The 3,492-nt window shown below is 62.0% G+C and carries 3 protein-coding genes; 1 reads left to right on the forward strand and 2 read right to left on the reverse strand.

The genetic code is table 11. The features are described 5' to 3' along the window. A partial coding sequence (locus AC1DSN_RS20110; protein ID WP_477332461.1) for an aminotransferase-like domain-containing protein occupies positions 1–1,182 on the forward strand: 1,182 nt, incomplete at its 5' end. 119 nt (positions 1,183–1,301) lie between these two features. On the opposite strand, the gene AC1DSN_RS20115 is transcribed toward AC1DSN_RS20110, so the two are convergent. Further along, complete coding sequence (locus AC1DSN_RS20115; protein ID WP_477295187.1) at positions 1,302–2,870, reverse strand: XVIPCD domain-containing protein; 1,569 nt, start codon at positions 2,868–2,870, stop codon at positions 1,302–1,304. Between the two features lie 24 nt (positions 2,871–2,894). Next, entirely contained in the window at positions 2,895–3,338 is a 444-nt protein-coding gene (locus AC1DSN_RS20120; RefSeq protein WP_477295189.1) for a lysozyme inhibitor LprI family protein, read from the reverse strand. Between the last annotated feature and the right edge of the window lie 154 nt (positions 3,339–3,492).

Genomic DNA, 3,492 nt, shown 5'->3' on the forward strand with positions numbered 1-3,492 from the left:
TTCTACGTGGCCGGGCCGGTTGCTCCTTTGGCGCTGGCGGATATGGGCCCGAAGGTCGAGAGGGAAGTCGACCCGCTCTGGATCTCCCGGCAGTCGTTGGAAGCGGACGCCACGTTACTGAAGCCGGGCTGCGGATGGCTCCCGGCGGATTGGCTCTTCGAAGCGGGCATGCGCCGCGCCCTGCGCGCCGTGGCACGGGCCGAGACGTTGGAACTCGTGGAATACGCCACGCCGCTGGGGCACCCCGGGCTGCGTCAGCTGCTCGCCCGCCGGATGCATGGCATCGGCGTCGACGCGGCACCCGATCAGATCATGTTGACCGAGTCGGGCATCCAGGCCATCGACTTGATCTGCCGGTTCCTGCTGGAGCCGGGCGACACCGTGATGGTGGACGATCCCTGCTATTTCAATTTCCACTCATTGCTGAAGGCACATCGCGTCAACGTCGTCAGCATTCCGTATACCCCGACCGGGCCGGATGTCGGCATGTTCGAAGCAGCGTTGAAGGCGCATTCGCCGCGCCTCTACATCACCAACTCGGGGCTGCACAATCCGACCGGCGCTGTGTTGTCCGCCGTCGTTGCGCATCGCCTCCTGAAGCTTGCCGAGGCATCGGATCTGGTGATCGTCGAAGACGATATCTTTGCCGACTTCGAAGCCGTGCCTGCGCCGAGGCTGGCGGCCTTTGACGGCCTCTCGCGCGTGATTCACGTCAGTAGCTTTTCGAAGACGATCTCGGCATCGCTTCGATGCGGCTACGTGGCGGCCCGTCCTGATTGGATCGAGGGCCTGTCCGACCTGAAGATCGCGACCTCTTTCGGAGGAGGGCGCCTGTCCGCTGAAATCCTGTTTGCCACGTTGACGGACAGCGGCTATCGCAAGCACATGGAAACCGTGCGCGAGCGCCTGGCGAAAGCGATGGAGAAAACCGTGGCAAAGCTTGCCGACCTGGGCATCACGCCCTGGCTCGTTCCGGGTGCCGGCATGTTTGTCTGGTGTCGGCTCCCAGAAGGTGTCGACGCCGCCACGGTGGCGCGAGCGTGCCTGAAAGAGGGCGTGGTGCTCGCGCCGGGAAATGCTTTCAGCCAGGCGTCGAGTGCGACCGGCTTCGTGCGTTTCAATGTGGCGCAGTCACAGGATGGGCGCGTGTACAAAGTGCTTGCCCGGGCACTATTGGAGTAAGCGGCAATCACATGCCCGCGGCGTCCAACAGGGGGTAGGTCCAGACCTACTTACCCATGACCTCTTTCTTCTCTTGAAATTCGCTATGTTTCACAACTTTTCAGAATTATTCTATGCCGCTACGGCTGCACGCCCGGAGCCTGCTGCGGAACGTGAGCTTGCTGCTGCGTCTGCTGTTGCTGTGGAACGGTCTGCTGACCCTGCTGCTGGTGAGCTTTCTCGAACTCGGCGCTGCTCTGTTCCAGCGGCCTTGCGACAGACTCGGCGACATCGACTTCAGCAACGCGCTTGAACGGTGAATTCGATGCACCCTGCATGGCATAGGCGCGCATGCCGTCGTCACTCATGGCGACGTGGTCGACCTGCGACATCGTCTCCTTCTTCGCCGCGACGGCGAGCGAGCCGGCAAGGTTTTCCGACCGATGGTCCGACGTACGGCCACGCAGCGCATCGATAGCTTTCACGCCGTCCAACGTCTGCGTATAGATCGCATGGCCGGGATGCCGGGTGTCGGACAGACTGACGGGTGACGGGTGGCTGACCTGTGGTGGATGCGCCGCTTTCTGCACCGCATCCAGCGTCTTCGGTCCAGCCACGCCATCAGCAGTCAATCCGTGGGCACGCTGGAAGGCCTCGACCGCTGCCTTCGTTCCCGGACCAAAATCACCGTCGGGACGCAGCGCGCGGCCATGCGCGTCGGTGAAGCCAAGCTTGGCCAGGTCGGTCTGCAAGGCAGTCACCTTCTCGCCGTGTGAGCCGTCCTTCAACGACGCATGGCCAGCCGGCGCATGCGCACGACCACCCTGGCCAATCGCCTGCAGCGCCGCCTTGATATCCGCGTCATCACCTGACTTCGACGGATCGAAGTTTGGATCACCGACCTTGGCGCTGGCGCGATCGAGTGCGGCGGCCTTTTCCGGGTCCTTGTATGCATTCTTGTACTGCTCGGCTAACGCGGCAGCTTTCGGGCCGTCGTAGTACGAGTAGGTTTCCTTGATCTCGTTGGCCTTGGCGAGGACGGCGTTGTAGTCGCCACCTTCCTGCATGACCTTTTCGAACTTCTTCATCTGCGACGGAATCTGGTTCTCCGTCTTGGCGAGAATGGCGACGGTTTCCAGACGACGATCTTCGGGGATGTTCTTGCCGTACTTGTCCAACGTGTCAATGGCCGACTGCGTCGCGTTCTTGATCTGCGGGTAGTCGATGTTGGTGTGGATCCACTTCTGGCCGTTCTGCGAGCCCGCCCACGCGTTGATGCCGTCGCGGGTGTCCTTGTCGATGAAGTTGAGCGTGGTGCGACCGTGTTCGCCGTTACCATGCGTGAGCAGGTCCCGGCGGAGCTTCGTCGTGTCGCTGGTGTACGTCAGGCCGTGATCCTTCGCGTACTGCGAGGACTGGTCGATGATGCCGTCCACATACGTGGTCTGACCGGGTTCCAGCGCCGCGCCATCGGTGGCACCGAGCGCCCAGGTGCCGCGCTTGCCGAGGTCGACCTGGATGGTGCCGAGCGAGTAACCGCTGTCCGCGATGATCTTGTTCGCATGACCCCAGTTGGGATCGGACGTGCCGGAGGTCACGCCGGTGATGGACAGGTGGTACGAAGACGGACCGCCTTCGGTGCCACGTCCCACCACGAAATACGTGGCACCTGCGAGCGAGTTCACATCGTGCGTGTCGATACCAGCCATGACTTCTCTCCTTGAAGGAACGGATTACTGATCGTTGGCGATGGTGAGGTACTTGTCCAGGGCGTCCGCGCGCTCGGCGAGGCGGAAGATATCGTTCTGGGTGACCTGGAGGCCGGCTACGGGCTCATCACCATACAGCGTGGCTTCGAAATCGCCGTTCTTGTTGTGGAACTCGAGCCAGGCGCGCTGCGATGCGAGGAGATTGTCCTTCGCCTTGCCGGTGAGCTTGGCGGTGAGCGCCTTATAGGTGGTATTGAGGCGCGTGTCCTGCGTCTTCTTTTCCGCGGTGAGGCAGGTGCCCTGCGCCGTCGTGTCGGAACCGGCTTTATCGACGCACGCATAGAACGAAGCCGTGATGCCCTTGGGTGCCTGGCGCTTGATCACCTGGCTGGTGCTGTCGGCGGCGATGGCGCTGCTGCCGGTGACGAGGAGGGCGAGGGTGATGGCGAGCGTGTGGGCCGTTCTCATCGTGGAGCTCCTTTAGGACGACCCCGGAGCTTGCCGAACGCAGGATAAAAAGCCAAGAGATCCGGTTCTCACTACGGCGTCTTCACGAAATCATCAACTTCTTCCGAAATTGCATGACACCTGGAACGTAGGGCGCATTGGTGCTGTCAACACA

The sequence above is a fragment of the Luteibacter sp. P4_D7_3 genome (assembly GCF_056401735.1).

Bases quoted from the DNA above. Each gene is read 5' to 3' on its own strand.
- AC1DSN_RS20115 (WP_477295187.1), bottom strand. From the start codon at position 2,870: ATGGCTGGTATCGACACGCACGATGTGAACTCGCTCGCAGGTGCCACG.
- AC1DSN_RS20120 (WP_477295189.1), bottom strand. From the start codon at position 3,338: ATGAGAACGGCCCACACGCTCGCCATCACCCTCGCCCTCCTCGTCACC.